This is a genomic window from Luteimonas sp. MC1895, from assembly GCF_016457215.1.
Taxonomy (GTDB): Bacteria; Pseudomonadota; Gammaproteobacteria; order Xanthomonadales; family Xanthomonadaceae; genus Luteimonas.
Map to the genome: position 1 here is coordinate 1 of NZ_JAEMDY010000003.1, position 14,946 is coordinate 14,946.

The 14,946-nt window shown below is 71.7% G+C and carries 18 protein-coding genes and 1 tRNA gene; 11 read left to right on the forward strand and 8 right to left on the reverse strand.

Features of this window, described 5'->3' with window-relative positions; all coding sequences use genetic code 11:
- A partial coding sequence (locus JG616_RS13555; RefSeq protein ID WP_207748979.1) for a hypothetical protein occupies nucleotides 1–202 on the reverse strand: 202 nt, incomplete at its 3' end.
- On the opposite strand from JG616_RS13555, the gene JG616_RS07965 reads away from it, so the two are divergent.
- The 11 genes from JG616_RS07965 to JG616_RS08015 all read left to right on the forward strand — a co-directional run bounded on the left by JG616_RS07965 (nucleotide 201) and on the right by JG616_RS08015 (nucleotide 8,721).
- A complete protein-coding gene (locus JG616_RS07965; RefSeq protein WP_199392261.1) occupies nucleotides 201–956 on the forward strand; it encodes a heme ABC transporter permease in 756 nt (251 codons plus the stop codon). The two genes, JG616_RS13555 and JG616_RS07965, sit on opposite strands and share 2 nt — an antisense overlap.
- Nucleotides 953–1,129 carry a heme exporter protein CcmD gene (gene ccmD, locus JG616_RS07970; RefSeq protein ID WP_199361928.1) on the forward strand — a complete coding sequence of 59 codons (177 nt, stop codon included), beginning with the start codon at nucleotides 953–955 and terminating at the stop codon, nucleotides 1,127–1,129. Before JG616_RS07965 ends, ccmD begins: the two co-directional genes overlap by 4 nt.
- A complete protein-coding gene (gene ccmE / locus JG616_RS07975; protein WP_199361927.1) occupies nucleotides 1,126–1,614 on the forward strand; it encodes a cytochrome c maturation protein CcmE in 489 nt (162 codons plus the stop codon). The genes ccmD and ccmE overlap by 4 nt, the downstream gene beginning before the upstream one ends.
- A complete protein-coding gene (locus JG616_RS07980; protein ID WP_199392262.1) occupies nucleotides 1,614–3,542 on the forward strand; it encodes a heme lyase CcmF/NrfE family subunit in 1,929 nt (642 codons plus the stop codon). Before ccmE ends, JG616_RS07980 begins: the two co-directional genes overlap by 1 nt.
- Nucleotides 3,539–4,156: a DsbE family thiol:disulfide interchange protein gene (locus JG616_RS07985; protein WP_199361925.1), complete on the forward strand. Its 618-nt coding sequence runs from the start codon at nucleotides 3,539–3,541 to the stop codon at nucleotides 4,154–4,156. The genes JG616_RS07980 and JG616_RS07985 overlap by 4 nt, the downstream gene beginning before the upstream one ends.
- On the forward strand, nucleotides 4,153–4,644 hold the full coding sequence (locus JG616_RS07990) for a cytochrome c-type biogenesis protein (RefSeq protein WP_199361924.1): 492 nt from the start codon (nucleotides 4,153–4,155) through the stop codon (nucleotides 4,642–4,644). Before JG616_RS07985 ends, JG616_RS07990 begins: the two co-directional genes overlap by 4 nt.
- Entirely contained in the window at nucleotides 4,644–5,741 is a 1,098-nt protein-coding gene (locus JG616_RS07995; RefSeq protein WP_199392263.1) for a tetratricopeptide repeat protein, read from the forward strand. The genes JG616_RS07990 and JG616_RS07995 overlap by 1 nt, the downstream gene beginning before the upstream one ends.
- Before the next feature lie 57 nt (nucleotides 5,742–5,798).
- Nucleotides 5,799–6,914 carry a homoserine O-acetyltransferase gene (locus tag JG616_RS08000; RefSeq protein WP_199392264.1) on the forward strand — a complete coding sequence of 372 codons (1,116 nt, stop codon included), beginning with the start codon at nucleotides 5,799–5,801 and terminating at the stop codon, nucleotides 6,912–6,914.
- A 79-nt stretch (nucleotides 6,915–6,993) separates the two neighbouring features.
- Nucleotides 6,994–7,605, forward strand: a complete 612-nt coding sequence (locus JG616_RS08005; RefSeq protein WP_199392265.1) for a cysteine dioxygenase family protein — start codon at nucleotides 6,994–6,996, stop codon at nucleotides 7,603–7,605.
- A gap of 30 nt (nucleotides 7,606–7,635) precedes the next feature.
- A tRNA-Leu gene (locus JG616_RS08010) sits at nucleotides 7,636–7,722 on the forward strand.
- 201 nt (nucleotides 7,723–7,923) lie between these two features.
- Entirely contained in the window at nucleotides 7,924–8,721 is a 798-nt protein-coding gene (locus JG616_RS08015) for an NRDE family protein (RefSeq protein ID WP_199392266.1), read from the forward strand.
- Nucleotides 8,722–8,725: 4 nt separating this feature from the next.
- On the opposite strand, the gene JG616_RS08020 is transcribed toward JG616_RS08015, so the two are convergent.
- The 7 genes from JG616_RS08020 to JG616_RS08050 all read right to left on the reverse strand — a co-directional run bounded on the left by JG616_RS08020 (nucleotide 8,726) and on the right by JG616_RS08050 (nucleotide 14,863).
- A complete protein-coding gene (locus JG616_RS08020) occupies nucleotides 8,726–9,127 on the reverse strand; it encodes a hypothetical protein (RefSeq protein ID WP_199392267.1) in 402 nt (133 codons plus the stop codon).
- A gap of 87 nt (nucleotides 9,128–9,214) precedes the next feature.
- Nucleotides 9,215–9,643: a hypothetical protein gene (locus JG616_RS08025; protein ID WP_235973079.1), complete on the reverse strand. Its 429-nt coding sequence runs from the start codon at nucleotides 9,641–9,643 to the stop codon at nucleotides 9,215–9,217.
- Nucleotides 9,644–9,687: 44 nt separating this feature from the next.
- Complete coding sequence (locus tag JG616_RS08030) at nucleotides 9,688–9,888, reverse strand: PspC domain-containing protein (protein WP_199361918.1); 201 nt, start codon at nucleotides 9,886–9,888, stop codon at nucleotides 9,688–9,690.
- Nucleotides 9,885–10,949: a class III poly(R)-hydroxyalkanoic acid synthase subunit PhaC gene (phaC, locus tag JG616_RS08035; RefSeq protein ID WP_199361917.1), complete on the reverse strand. Its 1,065-nt coding sequence runs from the start codon at nucleotides 10,947–10,949 to the stop codon at nucleotides 9,885–9,887. Before phaC ends, JG616_RS08030 begins: the two co-directional genes overlap by 4 nt.
- A gap of 1 nt (nucleotide 10,950) precedes the next feature.
- Nucleotides 10,951–12,243 carry a class III poly(R)-hydroxyalkanoic acid synthase subunit PhaE gene (phaE, locus tag JG616_RS08040; RefSeq protein WP_199392269.1) on the reverse strand — a complete coding sequence of 431 codons (1,293 nt, stop codon included), beginning with the start codon at nucleotides 12,241–12,243 and terminating at the stop codon, nucleotides 10,951–10,953.
- A 61-nt stretch (nucleotides 12,244–12,304) separates the two neighbouring features.
- Entirely contained in the window at nucleotides 12,305–12,937 is a 633-nt protein-coding gene (locus JG616_RS08045) for a CDP-alcohol phosphatidyltransferase family protein (RefSeq protein WP_199361915.1), read from the reverse strand.
- 69 nt (nucleotides 12,938–13,006) lie between these two features.
- Nucleotides 13,007–14,863, reverse strand: a complete 1,857-nt coding sequence (locus JG616_RS08050) for a 3-hydroxybutyrate oligomer hydrolase family protein (protein WP_343224998.1) — start codon at nucleotides 14,861–14,863, stop codon at nucleotides 13,007–13,009.
- Nucleotides 14,864–14,946 lie beyond the last annotated feature (83 nt).

Genomic DNA, 14,946 nt, shown 5'->3' on the forward strand with positions numbered 1-14,946 from the left:
CGCGCCCCCCGAAGCCGAGGCCAAAAACCACGGCGGCGCCTGAAACGCCGCCAACCCGCGCCACCGTGTTCCAGCTCCGCGCCTTGGCCCGCGGGGCCAAACCTGAAAGAATGCAGTGCTGGTCCGGACGCCCGCCCAGGTCCTGGGCCGGCCCTTTCCGGGCCTGCACGCCTGCCGCCAGCGAAAACCAGATGTCCGACATGAACCCGGTACTCCGCTGGTTCCACCAGCTGGGGTCGCCCCCCTACTTCGACCGCTTCGCCGCCCGCTGGGCGCCGTGGGGCTATGTCCTGGGCGCCCTCGTCATGGCCTGGGGCGTGTACGGCGCGCTGTTCCAGGTGCCCGCCGACTACCAGCAGGGCGACAGCTTCCGCATCCTCTACATCCACGTCCCGGCCGCGTGGATGAGCCTGCTCGTGTTCGGCCTGATGGCGCTGTATTCCGCGATCGCGCTCGTCTGGCGGATCAAGCTGTGCGAGATCCTGGCGATGGCCTGCGCGCCGATCGGCGCCGCCTTCACCGCGGTGACCCTGGCGACCGGATCGATCTGGGGCAAGCCGATGTGGGGCACCTGGTGGGACTGGGACCCGCGCCTGACCAGCCAACTGGTACTGCTGTTCCTGTACCTGGGCGTGATCGGCCTGTACCACGCCATCGACGACCGCCGCACCGCGGCACGCGCCGCCGGCCTGCTGGCCCTGGTCGGCGTGGTCATGCTGCCGATCATCCGCTACTCGGTGGTGTGGTGGAACTCGCTGCACCAGGGCCAGACCATCCGCGTGTTCGGCGAGTCCACGATGGACCCGAGCATGCTGCCGCCGCTGGTGTGGATGCTGATCGGCACCAAGCTCTGGTTCGCCGGTTCGCTGCTGGCGCGTGCGCGCGCCGACAACCTGCAGCGCGAGGCGGGCAAGGACTGGGTGCGCCGGCTTGCCGGGGCCGGGAGCACGCCATGAGCTATCGCGAATACGTCATCGCCGCCTACGCGGTGTTCGCCCTGATGCTGGCCTGGGACTACATCGCCCCGCGCCTCGCCATCGCCCGCCAGCTGCGCGCAGCGCGCAGGCTGGCCGCGCGCCGCGCCGCACGCCCTGCCGGCAACACACGTCCCACGGAGCTTGGTCGATGAATCCCACCCGCCGCAGGCGCCTCTGGTTCGTGCTCGCCGTCGTCGCCGCGGCCGCCCTGGTGGCGGTGCTGGTCGGCGCGGCGCTGCAGCGCAACGTCGCCTACCTGTTCACGCCGGCTGAGATCCTCGATGGCCGCGCCGGTGCCGACGTGGCTTCGGGGGCGACCCGGTTCCGGCTTGGCGGCATGGTCGCCAAGGGCTCCTTCGAACGCACGCCCGGCTCGATGGAGGCGCGCTTCCAGGTCAGCGACGGCGACGCGCTGATGCCGGTGGTGTACTCGGGGATTCTTCCCGACCTGTTCCGCGAGAGCCAGTCGGTGGTCGCCACCGGGCGCATGCGCGCCGACGGGACCTTCGTCGCCGAGGAAGTGCTGGCCAAGCACGACGAGACCTACGTGCCCAAGGAAGTGGCCGATAAGATGGGCCTGGCGCACGAGAAGCACAACGTCGACATGCCTGCCGCGGCCGACGAAGGCGCGCGCTAGTGCTGCCGGAGATCGGCCAGGCCGCGCTCGCCCTGGCGCTGGTGCTCGCGGTGCTGCAGGGCATCGCCGGCCTGGCCGGGGCCGCGCGCGGCCGCGAGGACCTGGCCGCGGTCACGCGCCCGGCCGCGATCGCACAGCTGGTGCTGGTGCTGGCCGCGTACGTGCTGCTGACGATGGCCTTCGTCACCGGCGACTTCTCGGTCAGGTACGTCGCCGACAATTCCAACACCCTGCTGCCGCTCGTCTACCGCTACACCGCGGTCTGGGGCTCGCACGAGGGCTCGCTGCTGCTGTGGGCGCTGATGCTGGCGGTGTGGAACGCCGCGGTCGCGCTGATGTCGCGGCGCATTCCGTGGAGCTTCCGCGCGCGCGCACTGGGCATCATCGGACTGGTGGCGGTGGGCTTCCTGTCGTTCATGGTGTTCACGTCGAATCCGTTCGACCGCCTGCTGCCCGCGGCGGTCGAAGGCCATGACCTGAACCCGCTGCTGCAGGATCCGGGGATGATCATCCATCCGCCGCTGCTGTACATCGGCTACATCGGCTTCGTGGTGCCGTTCGCCTTCTCGCTCGCCGCACTCCTGGAAGGCGTGGTCGACGCGCGCTGGCTGCGCTGGTCGCGGCCCTGGACCAACATCGCCTGGGCGTTCCTGACCGTCGGCATCGCCATGGGCAGCTGGTGGGCCTATTACGAACTCGGCTGGGGCGGCTGGTGGTTCTGGGATCCGGTGGAGAACGCCAGCTTCATGCCGTGGCTGGTCGGCGCGGCGCTGATCCATTCGCAGGCGGTGACCGAGAAGCGCGGAAGCTTCGGCAGCTGGACCATGCTGCTGGCGATCGCGGCGTTCTCGCTGTCGCTCCTCGGCGCGTTCCTGGTGCGCTCGGGCGTGCTGACCAGCGTGCACTCCTTCGCCGCCGACCCGTCGCGCGGCCTCTTCATCCTGGTCTTCCTCGGCGCGGTCATCGGTGGCGCGCTGCTGGTGTACGTGATGCGGGCGCCGCGGCTGGCGCAGGGCAAGCCGTTCTCGGTGTCCTCGCGCGAGACCCTGCTGCTGGTCAACAACCTGCTGCTGGCCTCGGCCTGTGCGATGGTGCTGTTCGGCACCCTGTACCCGCTGCTGGCCGACGCGCTCGACCTGGGCAAGGTCTCGGTTGGTCCGCCCTACTTCGGCACCCTGTTCCTGGTGCTGATGGCGCCGCTGGTGATGCTGGTGCCGTTCGGGCCGCTGACCCGCTGGCAGCAGGAGCAGGCGTCGAAGCCGATGGCGATGCTGGCGCCGTGGCTGGCGCTCGCGCTGGGGCTGGGCGTGGCGGCGTGGTTCCAGGCGCCGCAGGGCGCGGTGAAGACCGGGTTCGGCGTGTTCGCCGCGGCCTGGGTGGCGCTGGGCACGCTGCGCTTCGTCTGGACCCGCATCCGCGCGAAGGGCCGCAGCTTCACCCCCGAGATGCTGGGCATGGTGCTGGGCCACCTCGGCATCGCGGTGTTCGTGGTCGGCGCGATGCTGGTCGAGGCGCAGAACGTGCTGCGCGAGGTGCCGATGCTGCCGGGCCAGACCCAGACCATCGGCCGCTACGACTTCCGCTTCGACGGCGTCGACCGCGTGCAGGGTCCCAACTACATGGCCGACCGCGGCCACGTGCAGGTGTTCCGCGATGACCGGCCGCTGGTGCTGCTGCATCCGGAAAAGCGCGCCTATGCCAGCGGCGGCCAGGTGATGACCGACGCCGGCATCCACGCCGGCCTGCGCGCCGACATCTTCGTGGCCCTGGGCGAGCCGCTGGGCAATGACGCGTGGGCGGTGCGCCTGCACGTGAAGCCCTTCGTGCGCTGGATCTGGGCCGGCGCGCTGCTGATGGCGCTGGGCGCCGTGGTGGTGGCCTTCGACCGCCGCTTCCGCCTGCCGCTGAAGAAGGAGGATGCGCGATGAACACGCCCCTGCCGCCTGGAGCCCCCTTGCCGGGCGCGCCTGTGCCCGGAGTGCCGCCCACCGGCGGACGCCGCCTGCTGGCCGTCCTGCTGGTCGGGGGCTTCGTGGCCCTGCTGGTGCTGCTGGCCTGGGGCGTGAGCCGCTCCGACCGCCCCGACCGCGAGTCCCTGCCCTCGCCGCTGATCGGCAAGGCGGCGCCGCAGTTCTCGCTGCCGGTCCTGCATGACGCCAGCTACCGCGTCGGCAGCGGGGACCTGCGCGGCCAGCCCTACATCCTCAACGTCTGGGGCAGCTGGTGCCCGGGCTGCCAGGAGGAGCATCCGGTCCTGGCGCGCTACGCGGAAACCAAGAAGATCCGCGTGGTCGGCTACAACTGGAAGGACGAGCCCGCCGACGCGCTGCGCTGGCTGGAGCAGTTCGGCAATCCCTACTGGGTCGTGATCACCGACTACGAAGGCGAAACGGCCATCGAGTGGGGGATCTACGGCGCGCCCGAGACCTTCCTCGTCGACGCCGAGGGCATCGTGCGCTGGAAGCACGTCGGCCCGCTGACCGACGCGATCGTCGACGACGTGCTCGCGCCGATGGTCGCCGGGCTGGAGTCCGGCGGATGAGCGCGCGCGTGGCCCATGCCGCGAAGACCGTCCTGCTCGCCGGCGCGCTCGCACTGCTGGCCGCGGCCGGCCTGCTCGCACCGCAGTCCGCCGCCGCGCAGGCGGTGCGCAACGTCCAGCCACTGGAATTCCGCGACCGCGCCGAGGAACAGCGCTTCCACCAGCTCACCCTCGAACTGCGCTGCGTGATGTGCCAGAACCAGTCACTGGCCGATTCCGACGCGCCGATCGCCCACGACCTGCGCCGCGAGGTGTTCAACCTCATGCGCGAAGGCCGCAGCGATGCCGAGATCAAGACCTTCCTCGTCGAGCGTTACGGCGAATTCGTGCTCTACCGCCCGCCGTTCGGCGGCGGCACCCTGCTGCTGTGGCTCGGTCCCGCGCTCGTGCTGCTGGCCGGCGCCGTGGTGCTGGTGGTCGTCGTGCGCCGGCGTGCCTCGGCCAACCGCGTCGCGACCGATCCCGTCGACGACGGACAGGAGTGGTGATGACCGCGGTCTTCCTCCTCGTCGTGCTGCTCGTCGCGGTGCTGGCCACCGCCATGGTCGCCGCCCCGCTGCGACGTGCCTCGCCGCGCACCTGGCTGGTGGTGATGGCGGCGGTCCCGGTGCTGTCGCTGGGCCTGTACCAGACCCTCGGCACGCCCGCCGCGCTCGACCCCGCCGCCAGAAGACCGGTCGCCGATGGACTCGATGCCGCCACCCAGGTCGATCCGGCGGAGTTCGCCCAGGCCATCGCGGAGCTGCGCACGGAACTCGAACGCAATCCGGAGCAGCCCGAAGGCTGGGTGCTGCTTGCACGCTCGATGTCGGTCCAGGGTGACCATGCGGCCGCGCACGACGCCTACAGCCGGGCGCTGCGGCTGGTGCCGGACGAACCGGCGCTGATGGTCGAGGTCGCGCAGTCCAGCGCGCAGGCGCATCCGCAGAACCGCTTCAGCGACGACGCGGTGGCGCTGCTGCAACGCGCGCTGTCGCTACAGCCGGGCAACCAGCGCGCACGCTGGTTCCTGGGCGTCGCCCAGCGCCAGCGCGGCCTGGATGCCGAGGCGGCGGCCACTTGGGAAGGGCTGCTGCCACAGGTCGACGAAGCCACCGCTTCCAGCCTGCGGCCACAGATCGCGCAGGCCCGCGAGGCCGCCGGCCTGCCGCCGCTGGACCAAGCCACGGCTCCCGCTGCGGGCATGGCCACGCCATCGTCCGACGCGACCGCGGCCCGCGGCTCCACGGCTGCGGGCACCGCCGCCGGCGGCCTGCGGATCCGCCTGAGCCTTGCGCCAGGCGTGGCCGAGCGGGTTGGCCTGGAGGCCACGGTCTTCGTCATGGCGCGCCACCCCGACGGGCCTCCGATGCCGGTCGCCGCCGAGCGCCACCCGGTGTCGGCCCTGCCGCTGGACATCGTGCTCGACGACGGCGACAGCCCGATGCCGACCCAGCTGCTCTCGCAGCTGGACGCGGCGGTCGTCTCGGCGCGGATCTCCGCGCGCGGCACGGTCGAACGCCGTGCCGATGACGTGGAAGCCGCTCCGGTGCGGGTCACCCTGCCCAACGCGGGCACGGTCGAGCTGGTGATCGGCGCGGAGTGAGTCCGCGCGCGCGGATCGGCGCCTCGGCACTTCGGCCGCGGCGGTAAACTGGCGCCCATGACCGAATTCATCCCGCCCGGCACGCGCTGGATCGAGCTGCCCGCCGGCTTCGCCATGAAGCGCGGCGGCGTCCTGCCGCAGGGCCGCATCGCGTACGAGACCTGGGGCCGGCGCAATGCCGCCGGCGACAACTCCATCCTGATCCTCACCGGGCTGTCGCCGGACGCACACGCCGCGGCGAGCGCCGACGACCCCTCCCCCGGCTGGTGGGAGCCCATGGTCGGGCCCGGCAAGGCGATCGACACCGACCGCTGGCACGTGGTCTGCGTGAACTCGCTGGGCAGCTGCAAGGGATCCAGCGGCCCGGCGTCGGTCGACCCGGCCACCGGGCAGCCCTGGCGGCTCGCCTTTCCCGACGTCGCCATCGAGGACGTGGCCGACACGGCCGCCCACGTGGTGTGCGCGCTGGGCATCGGGCGGCTGGCCTGCGTCGTCGGCAACTCGATGGGTGGCATGGCGGCGCTGGCGCTGCTGGCGCGGCATCCAGGCATCTCGCGCAGCCACGTCAACGTGTCCGGCGCGGCGCGCGCGCTGCCGTTCTCGATCGCGATCCGATCGCTTCAGCGCGAAGCCATCCGCCTGGACCCGCACTGGAACAACGGCGAGTACGACGAGGCGCGCTATCCCGAGAGCGGGATGCGCATGGCGCGCAAGCTCGGCGTCATCACCTATCGTTCGGCGCTCGAGTGGGACGGACGTTTCGGCCGCGTGCGCCTGGACTCCGACCGCCGCGACGACGAAGACCCGTTCGGGCTCGAGTTCGAGGTCGAGAGCTACCTCGAGGCGCACGCGCGGCGCTTCGTGCGCAACTTCGACCCGAACTGCTACCTCTACCTGAGCCGCTGCATGGACTGGTTCGACATCGGCGAATCCTGCGGCGGCACCACCGCCCAGGGCCTGGCGAAGATCCAGGTCGAGCGCGCGCTGGCGATCGGCGTGCAGACCGACATCCTGTTCCCGCTGCAGCAGCAGGAGGAGATCGCCGATGGCCTGCGCGCAGGCGGCGCGGCCTCGACGTTCCTGCCGCTGGAGTCGCCCCAGGGGCACGATGCCTTCCTGGTCGATTTCGCGCGTTTCTCTCCCGCGGTCGGCGACTTCCTGGCCGCGCTGTGAGCCGGAAGCCGTCCGTTCGGGCCGCGGCATGCTGCGCCGCGGCGCGGGCGATGTGGCGGCCCGTCGTACACTCTTCGCCATGAGCAAGCCCAGCGAAGGCGCCGGCGGCGCCCTGCCCGACGTCCCGTTCCACGGTCGCGAGCGCCTGGTCGCCGGCATCGACCAGGCCCTGGCGGCCGGTGACTGCCACGCGGTGACCGCGGCGCTGCGCGTCGTCATGTGCGAGCTGATCCGCGACCCGGGCGTGCGCCTGCCCGACTGCGTGCACAGCCCGATCGAGGACCACTACGCGCGCCGCGAGCTCTATCGCAGCCCGACGCACGGCTACAGCGTGGTGGCGATGACCTGGGGTCCCGGACAGGGCACGCCGATCCATGACCATGCCGGCTGCTGGTGCGTCGAGGGCGTCTGGGAAGGCGAACTCGAGATCACCCAGTTCGAGCTGGTCGAGCGCGACGGCGACCGCTTCCGTTTCCGCTCCGCCGGCGGCCTGCAGGCAGGCCCCGGCAGCGCCGGCAGCCTGATCCCGCCGCACGAGTACCACACCATCCGCAACGCCGATCCGAGGGCCATCGCCGTTTCGCTGCATGTCTACGAGGGACCGCTGGAGCAGTGCTCGCGATTCGAGCAGGCCTCGGGCGAGTGGTATCTGCGCGTCGACACCGCCTTGCGCACCGACCAGGCTGCATGAGCTTCCGCTGCCGCTATACTTTGCGCCCGCGCCGGAATGGCGGAATCGGTAGACGCAGCGGACTCAAAATCCGCCGCCCTTAAAAGCGTGTGGGTTCGAGTCCCACTTCCGGCACCACGGTAGGATTTTTCTGACCCTCGAACGGGGCCAGCGCCGATACGGGCCTGGCGCGTGTCCGCGCATCATGTCCGCACCGGCAGCACAGCGCACCAACGGACGGAGCGCCGCCTACAGGGATGCATGGCCGTGGTCACTGACCACGGTGCTGGGCCGGATACCTCTCGCCTCATCGGCACCCCGCGCGGCTAACATGGCCCCATGTGCCTGATCGCCCTCGCCTGGCGCCAGCATCGCCACTGGCCGCTGGTCATCGCCGCCAATCGCGACGAATTCCACGCCCGCCCCACCGCCGACGCCGGCCTCGATCCGGACGACCCCACGGTCTATGGTGGACGCGACCTCGTCCAGGGCGGCGGCTGGCTGCAGGTCTCTGCGCGTGGCCGGCTGGCCGCGGTCACCAACGTCCGCGACGGCCCTGGCGCCTGGGCGCAGCCGCGGTCGCGCGGATGGCTGGTCCGCGACTTCGTCCGCGGCGATCTCTCCGCCAGCGACTTCGCCGCCGGACCGGCCGCGGAAACCGGCTACGGTGCCTTCAACGCGCTGCTTTGGGACGGATCCATGCTGGTCCATGCCAGCAACCATCCGGGCATGCAGCATGGCAACGTGGCGCCGGGCATCCACGCCATGTCCAACGGCGCCTTCGACGCGCCCTGGCCCAAGAGCATGGCGGCGACGCGCGCGCTGGAGACGTGGTTGGGCTGCGTCGCCGATATCGCGGATCCGCCTTGCACGGCCGACGTGCTGGAGCCGCTGTTCGCAGCCCTGGCCGACACGCAGGTGGCGCCCGACGCCGACCTGCCGGATACCGGCATCGGACTGGAGCTGGAACGCGCACTTTCACCGCCCTTCGTCTCCAGCGGCGTGGAATACGGGACGCGCTGCAGCAGCGTGGTGCTGGTGGGTCGCCGACAGATCGTGTTCGCCGAACGGCGGTTCGGGCCACGGGGCGGCGCCATCGGCGGGGGCATCGCCCGTATTCCGCTGCCGGGCAGCTGACGCGTCAGGGCGAGCTGGCGCGGCAGCGCAGCGGCGCGCTGTGCTCCAGGCCCTGCTCCCAGCCGTTGGGCCGGCGCAGCGCGATGGTGTCGTTGATGCAGGCCCGCTCCGCGCCGTCGCGCATCGCGGCAACCGGGCCTGGCAGCAGCACGACGTCGCCCCCGCTGCTCGTCCCTACCGTCACCCTGGCCGCGTCATCGACCGCGGCGTCGCCATCCGCCGTGCCGTCGGCCGGATCCTGCGGCACGGTCGCGATCGCGGCCGCGGGCACATCGTCATCGGCGAAGGCGGCGCCTGCCAGGTGCCGCACGATGTCGGCCACCAGGATGCCCGCCGCGACCGCCAGCAGCACGGGCAGGAAAAGCGACCACGGGTCGCGGCTGTCGCGCGGGATGACTCGGTTCATGGCGTGCCCCTCGGGAAGCGCCAGAGTAGCGCTTCGCGGCCCGGTCGCAGCCTCGGGTCAACCCGAGGAGACATCGCCATCGCACCGTCAATCCACCCGACCGTCCATCGGCGGACCTGGCCAGGGCCACCAGCCGCGCCCCGTCAGCGCATAGCGGTCGGCGGCCCGCTCGAAGCGGTTGCGCACGCCGATGCCGCCGCACAGGAAATACAAGGGCAGGAAAAACGGCCCCAGCGCCATGTACTGGTACACGTGCGCGCGTTCGTGGTCGGCCAGGCGCACGGTGCGCTGCTCGCACAGGCCTGCCCTGTGTGCATAGGTCAGGCAGTCGCCGTCCAGGCTGTCGCCGGTGTGCAGGATCACGTTGCCCAGCGTGAGCGCGCCTCCCGGACCCCAGGGCACGCCGTCGAAGGCCAGCGCGCGATCCGCGGCGCGCAGCCGCATCCGGGCACCGAACGGGAGCGCGGCCAGGCCGACGACCAGGCCCGCCACGGTGTTGGGCAGCGCCCACGCCATGCCCAGGATCCCGACGGCCAGGCGTGCCGCGCGCCTGTGCGCGCTCAACCGTCCTCGGGCATCAGCAGCCACAGGACCAGGTAGACCAGGATGCCGGGGAAGGCCGCCGACAGCACCGAGGCGACCACGTAGACGACGCGCAGCAGGGTCGAACTCCAGCCGAAGCGCCGCGCGATCCCGCCGACCACGCCCGCGAGCACGCGGTCGTCCAGCGGACGTGCCAGCCGTGGGCGCACGCTGCTCATCGCTGCGACAGCCAACCGTGGATCGCGTCGGGCACTTCCTTCTGCGCCCGGCCCGAAACGTAGATGCCGATGTGGCCGCCGCGGAACGACAGCTCGGAGTAATCGTCGGTGCCTACCAGCCCGCGCAGCGGCCTGGACGCAGACGGCGGCACCAGGTGGTCCTGCTCGGCGAAGATGTTGAGCACCGGCATCTCGACCATGCCCAGGTGCACCTCGCGGCCGCCGATCTCGATGCCGCCTTCGACGAAGCCGTTGCCCTGGTAGTACATGGTGATGAACTGGCGGAAGGCTTCGCCGGCCTGGTCCGGTGAATCGAAGATCCACTTCTCCATGCGCAGGAAGTCTTCCATCGCCGCCTTGTCGTCGAGGATGTCGGCCATGCCGACGTACTTCTGCACAAACAGGCGCCACGGCTTCAGCGTCAGGTAGCACATGTTCATCAGGTCGGCCGGGACGTTGCCGAGGGTGTCGACGAACAGGTCGACGTCCATCCCGCGGGTCCAGTTCGACAGCATGTTGTCCGGAGTGTGGAAATCCACCGGCGTGACCATGGTGATGAGGTTGCGCACCTTCTCCGGGTTGAGCGCGGCATAGCTCAGCGAGAACGCACCGCCCTGGCAGATGCCGAGCAGGTTGATCGCGTCGACGTCGTACTCGCCGCGCAGGTGGTCGACCGCGCCGCCGATGAAGCGCTCGATGTAGTCCTCGAGGTCGAGGAAGCGGTCCGAGCGGTCGGGGTAGCCCCAGTCGATGATGTAGACGTCCTGCCCGCGCGCGAGCAGCTGGCGCACCAGCGACTTGTTGTCCTGCAGGTCGACCATGTAGGGACGGTTGACCAGGGCGTAGGCGATCAGCAGCGGCACGCGCACCGTGGGTTCGCGCTCGCCGATGAAGCGGTAGAGCACCACCTTGCCATCGCGCCAGACCTCCTCGCGCCGCGTGGCGCCGAAGTCGACGTCGTCGACCTCGCGCAGCACCTGCAGTCCGGCGGTGAGCTTCTGCTGCAGGCGGAGCGCCTCCTCGGCCAGGCTCGCGGGCGTGATGTTGAGCGGACCGTACATGTCAGCGCTTCCCCTTCTTCACCGGCTTTGCCGCCTTCGCAGCGGGGCCCCTGGAGGGGCCCTTCCCGGCCGACTTCGCTGCCTTCGCCGGGCCCTTCTTCGCGATCGGCTCGGGTGCGCGCGGCACCGAACCGGAGATCGCGCCGCCGAATCCGCTGCGCGCCGACGACGCGCGCCTGGCCGCCTTCTTCGGCGCGGCGGCGGGCGCCGCAGCCGCGCGTCTCGCGGCGGCGCCGGAGGTACCGGCACGGGCCGCCGTCTTCGCCGCTTTCCTGGACGCGCTGCCGCCCCGCTTCGCGGGAGCCGGCGCGGCCGCTCCACGACGACGCGCCGGGGCCGCCGTCGTGCCGGCCCCAACCGGCTCCGCGGCGCCTGGCGGGGGCGTACGCCCCAGCGCATCGCGCAGCCGGCGCACCTCGCGCTCGAGCTGCGCCAGCTTGCGATGCGCGCCGTCGAGCTCGCTGCGCGTGGGCATGCCCAGCTGCGCGGTGGCGTCCTCGACCATGCGCTGCACGCCGCCGCGCACGCGCATCTGCGCGTTCACCAGCTGACCGTAGACGTCGCGGAATTCCGGCGACAGCGCGATGTCGGCATAGGCTTCCTCGGCGGCGTCGATCCAGAGGTCGAACAGCGCGCGCCCGGACTGCAGCTGCCGTCCCGGCTCTTCGTGGTCGATCAGCCGGTTCTCGAAGATCAGGAAGGCCTCCTGCTGCGCCTTCGCCATCAGTGCGGCATAGGCACTGGACGCCTGCTGGTATTCGACCATGTGGCCAGTCAGCTGCTGCATCCGCTCCTGCTGCTCGCGGCCGGCGCCGAACGCCGGCATCCGCAGCCAGGACGTGCCCTCGTCGCGCACCGACTGCAGCCAGGGCGACGAATCCTCCACCCACTGCTCCAGGCCCTGCAGGCCGTGCCCGCGCAGGCTGCGCAGCATCTCGGGGAAGGGATTTTCGCCGGCGGCGCCCAGGGCTTCCTTCCAGGCGCGCGCGACGTCCACCGCGTTGGTTTCCTGCCCGGCGAAACGCGCCGCGACTTCCTGCATGCGGGCGTACCACTGGCGGGCCTGGGTGTTGAAATGCCCGACCGCGTCGTTGGCCTCGGTGCGGCCGCCGTGCGCCAGGCGCGTCCACAGGTCCAGCGATTCCTGCCAGGCCTCGACGCCGGGGGGCAGCTGCGGTCCGCCCATCCCGGGAATGGTCGCCGCGGCCGGCGCCGCGCCGCGCAGCACGTCGCCCCATGCGGCCCAGTAGCGTCGCGCCAGCGACTCGAAATCACCCTGAGGATTGCCCAGCATTGCCCGTCTCCATCCGCGTGGCCCGATCATAGCAACCGCACAAGGCGGCGCCAGCGCCGGCTCAGGGCTTGGGAATGCGCAGGGTCTTGCTGATCATCAGCGAGCCGGACAGCGCGTACACCAGCACCAGCGGATGCAGCTGCCACGGCCCGACCTGCCACTGCCCGAGCCACAGGTTGTCGCCGATCGCACCCTGCCACGCGGCCACGGCCAGCAGTCCGACGATCGCGACGCTGGTCGGGATCGGCGTGCCTTCGAAATACTTCACCTTGTCGCCGCCGTCGGCCAGCGTCTCGGCGGTCACGTTGTAGCGCGCCAGGCGGCTCACGCCGCAGCCGACGAACCAGCTCAGGACCACCCAGTCCCAGCCGCCCTGCAGGCCGCAGGCGTAGCCCAGCGCGGCGGGTGCGACGCCGAAGGAGATGACGTCGGCCAGCGAGTCCAGTTCGCGCCCGAGCGTCGAGGCCACCTTGCGCCAACGCGCGATGCGCCCGTCGAAGGCATCGAAGACGAAGGCCAGCGGGATCAGCGCCATTCCGAGCAGCAGGTCACGGACGCCGCTGCTTCCAGCGCCCTCCTGCAGGTAGCGCATCGCGGCGAAGATCGCGCCGGTGCCGCAGAACGCATTGGCAAGCGTGAACCAGTCCGCCAGGTGGAAGTCGCGGAGCATGGAGAAGTGGCGCTGGCGGGTCATCGACGCTCCAATGTGCGCAAGGAAGGCTGCAGCATGCCAAACCCGATGTCAGCGCGGGGCAAATCCGCGTCAGCGCGGCATCGCGAGGTGGGAGACACCCAGTGCCGCGGCGCCGCGCGGCGTCGCTTCGATCACGGCGTCGACCGGCAGCGCCGCGCCATCGAGGTGGGCATCGACCCGGTCCAGCGCCTCGTAGACATAGGGCAGGAGCGGCAGGTAGCGCGCGCCATAGTCGGGGAATGCGAGGAAGCCGTCGAAATGCTGCACGTTGCGCACCTGCCAGTAGCGCACGTCGCGGCCGGCGGCACGGGCATGGCCGACGTAGGGCGCGCTGCTGAAGGCGACCGGGATCAGGCCGTCGTCGAGCCCATGCACCACCACTACCGGCAGCCCGGCGCGCGGCGGTGCCGCGCGCGTGGCGGCGATGCCGGCGCGCACGCGGTCGGCGTCGGGGCCCTGCCCGGTCGACAGGCCGCGCAGGCACTGCAGGCCGGTCCACGCCAGGTCGGGTGGCGCGAGGCCGACGTCCACCAGGCCCACGCCGGAACCCGGTGGAATGCCGCTGGCATCGGACCACCAGGCGGCACGTTCCGCGGCCGTCGCCGCTCGCGGCCGGAAGTCGCTGCCCTGTGCGGCGTACGAGAGTCCGCATGGCCCCTCGCCCACGCCGTAGCGGCCGTATGCGCTCGCATAGGTCGCGGCCACCGCGCGCCAGAGGTCGAAGCCGGCCGACAGCGCACCGGCGCGCAGCGCTTCGTCGGTCCAGCCGCTGTCGGCCAGGCGCTCGCGCGCCTGTCCGGCCTGCGCCGCGGTGTCCGCGCCGTCCAGCAGCCCCTGCGCGGCCAGCGATGCGCAGCGCGCGGCGTACAGCGGACGCACCTGGTCGAGCAGCGGCGGCTGCGGCAGCTGGTCCACCGCCAGCAGCGCGCAGGGCATCAGCAGCGCGGCTTCGGTGGTGTAGTCGTAGAGCGCGCGCGCGCCCGGCGCGTCGACGTACACATTGGGCTCGCCGGCCACGACCGCGTCCAGCCAGTCGCCTTCCAGCTCGGCCGCGCGCAGCACCGCGCCGCCGCCGTTGGAAATGCCCACCGCGATCACGCGCGTATTGTCGAAGGTGAAAGGCGCCTGCGCAGGCAGGGCCTCGTCCAGCGCGTGCAGCGCGAACTCGGCGGCCTGCTTCACGTGGCGGCCCCAGTCGGCTTCGGGGTTGTCCTGCGAATGGGCGTGCTTGAAGGCCACCCCGGTGGCGCCCTGCGCCGCGTCGGGCGCGAAGGCGATGTCGCCGGCGTCGCGCGCCGCGACGCGTCCATCCGCCCCGAAGCCCAGGCCCGCGTCGAGGTCGAAGTAGTCGCTGCCCGCGCCCTTGTCGGTATAGGCGACGGCGCAGCCGCGCGGCAGGCCCCAGGCACCGGCCACCGCGATCGAGCCGTAGATGCCGCGCGAGCCGGAAGATGCGGTGACCACCACGCAGCGCTTCGCGGCGTCGAAAGCGTCGGGCACCTGCGCCAGCACGCGGTGCGGATGGGTCGCGCCGGGGACGGTGGCATAGGCGGAGAATTCGCGACCGGGAACCGCGGCCACGCTGCCGTACAGGGTGCCGTAGCCACCGGCGGGGCCAAGGTCGGCAATCCCGCGCCAGTTGCTCCAGAGCGCGCGGCGGCGCAGTTCGGCGGCCGTCGGCGCCGCGGCGTCGGCGAACGCCGGCGGCACCATCTGGCGCAGGCCGTCGAGGCCCAGGCCCGCGGTCAGCAGGTCGTCGCCATCGCGATGCAGGCTGCTGCGTGGCTGCTCGAACATCACCGTCTCCCTTGCGTCGCGTGCGGCGGTCGAGGCGCAGCCGGCCAGCACGACCAGGGCCAGCGTCGCCGCCGTGGCGACCAGGCGCGCGCTCGGCGTGGTCGGGTTGGAATGCGGAAACTGGCGCACGTGGGCCACCTCAGGCTACCGGGAGTGCCCGCACCCTAGCAGCCACCCGCAGCCGCGGCATCGTACTTTCGTACGCGGGGGCC

Bases quoted from the DNA above. Each gene is read 5' to 3' on its own strand.
- JG616_RS08015 (WP_199392266.1), top strand. From the start codon at position 7,924: ATGTGCCTGATCGCCCTCGCCTGGCGCCAGCATCGCCACTGGCCGCTG.
- JG616_RS08020 (WP_199392267.1), bottom strand. From the start codon at position 9,127: ATGAACCGAGTCATCCCGCGCGACAGCCGCGACCCGTGGTCGCTTTTC.
- phaE (WP_199392269.1), bottom strand. From the start codon at position 12,243: ATGCTGGGCAATCCTCAGGGTGATTTCGAGTCGCTGGCGCGACGCTAC.
- JG616_RS08045 (WP_199361915.1), bottom strand. From the start codon at position 12,937: ATGACCCGCCAGCGCCACTTCTCCATGCTCCGCGACTTCCACCTGGCG.
- JG616_RS07985 (WP_199361925.1), top strand. From the start codon at position 3,539: ATGAACACGCCCCTGCCGCCTGGAGCCCCCTTGCCGGGCGCGCCTGTG.
- ccmE (WP_199361927.1), top strand. From the start codon at position 1,126: ATGAATCCCACCCGCCGCAGGCGCCTCTGGTTCGTGCTCGCCGTCGTC.
- JG616_RS08025 (WP_235973079.1), bottom strand. From the start codon at position 9,643: ATGGCGTGGGCGCTGCCCAACACCGTGGCGGGCCTGGTCGTCGGCCTG.
- JG616_RS08030 (WP_199361918.1), bottom strand. From the start codon at position 9,888: ATGAGCAGCGTGCGCCCACGGCTGGCACGTCCGCTGGACGACCGCGTG.
- phaC (WP_199361917.1), bottom strand. From the start codon at position 10,949: ATGTACGGTCCGCTCAACATCACGCCCGCGAGCCTGGCCGAGGAGGCG.
- JG616_RS07965 (WP_199392261.1), top strand. From the start codon at position 201: ATGAACCCGGTACTCCGCTGGTTCCACCAGCTGGGGTCGCCCCCCTAC.
- JG616_RS08000 (WP_199392264.1), top strand. From the start codon at position 5,799: ATGACCGAATTCATCCCGCCCGGCACGCGCTGGATCGAGCTGCCCGCC.
- ccmD (WP_199361928.1), top strand. From the start codon at position 953: ATGAGCTATCGCGAATACGTCATCGCCGCCTACGCGGTGTTCGCCCTG.
- JG616_RS08005 (WP_199392265.1), top strand. From the start codon at position 6,994: ATGAGCAAGCCCAGCGAAGGCGCCGGCGGCGCCCTGCCCGACGTCCCG.
- JG616_RS07995 (WP_199392263.1), top strand. From the start codon at position 4,644: ATGACCGCGGTCTTCCTCCTCGTCGTGCTGCTCGTCGCGGTGCTGGCC.
- JG616_RS07990 (WP_199361924.1), top strand. From the start codon at position 4,153: ATGAGCGCGCGCGTGGCCCATGCCGCGAAGACCGTCCTGCTCGCCGGC.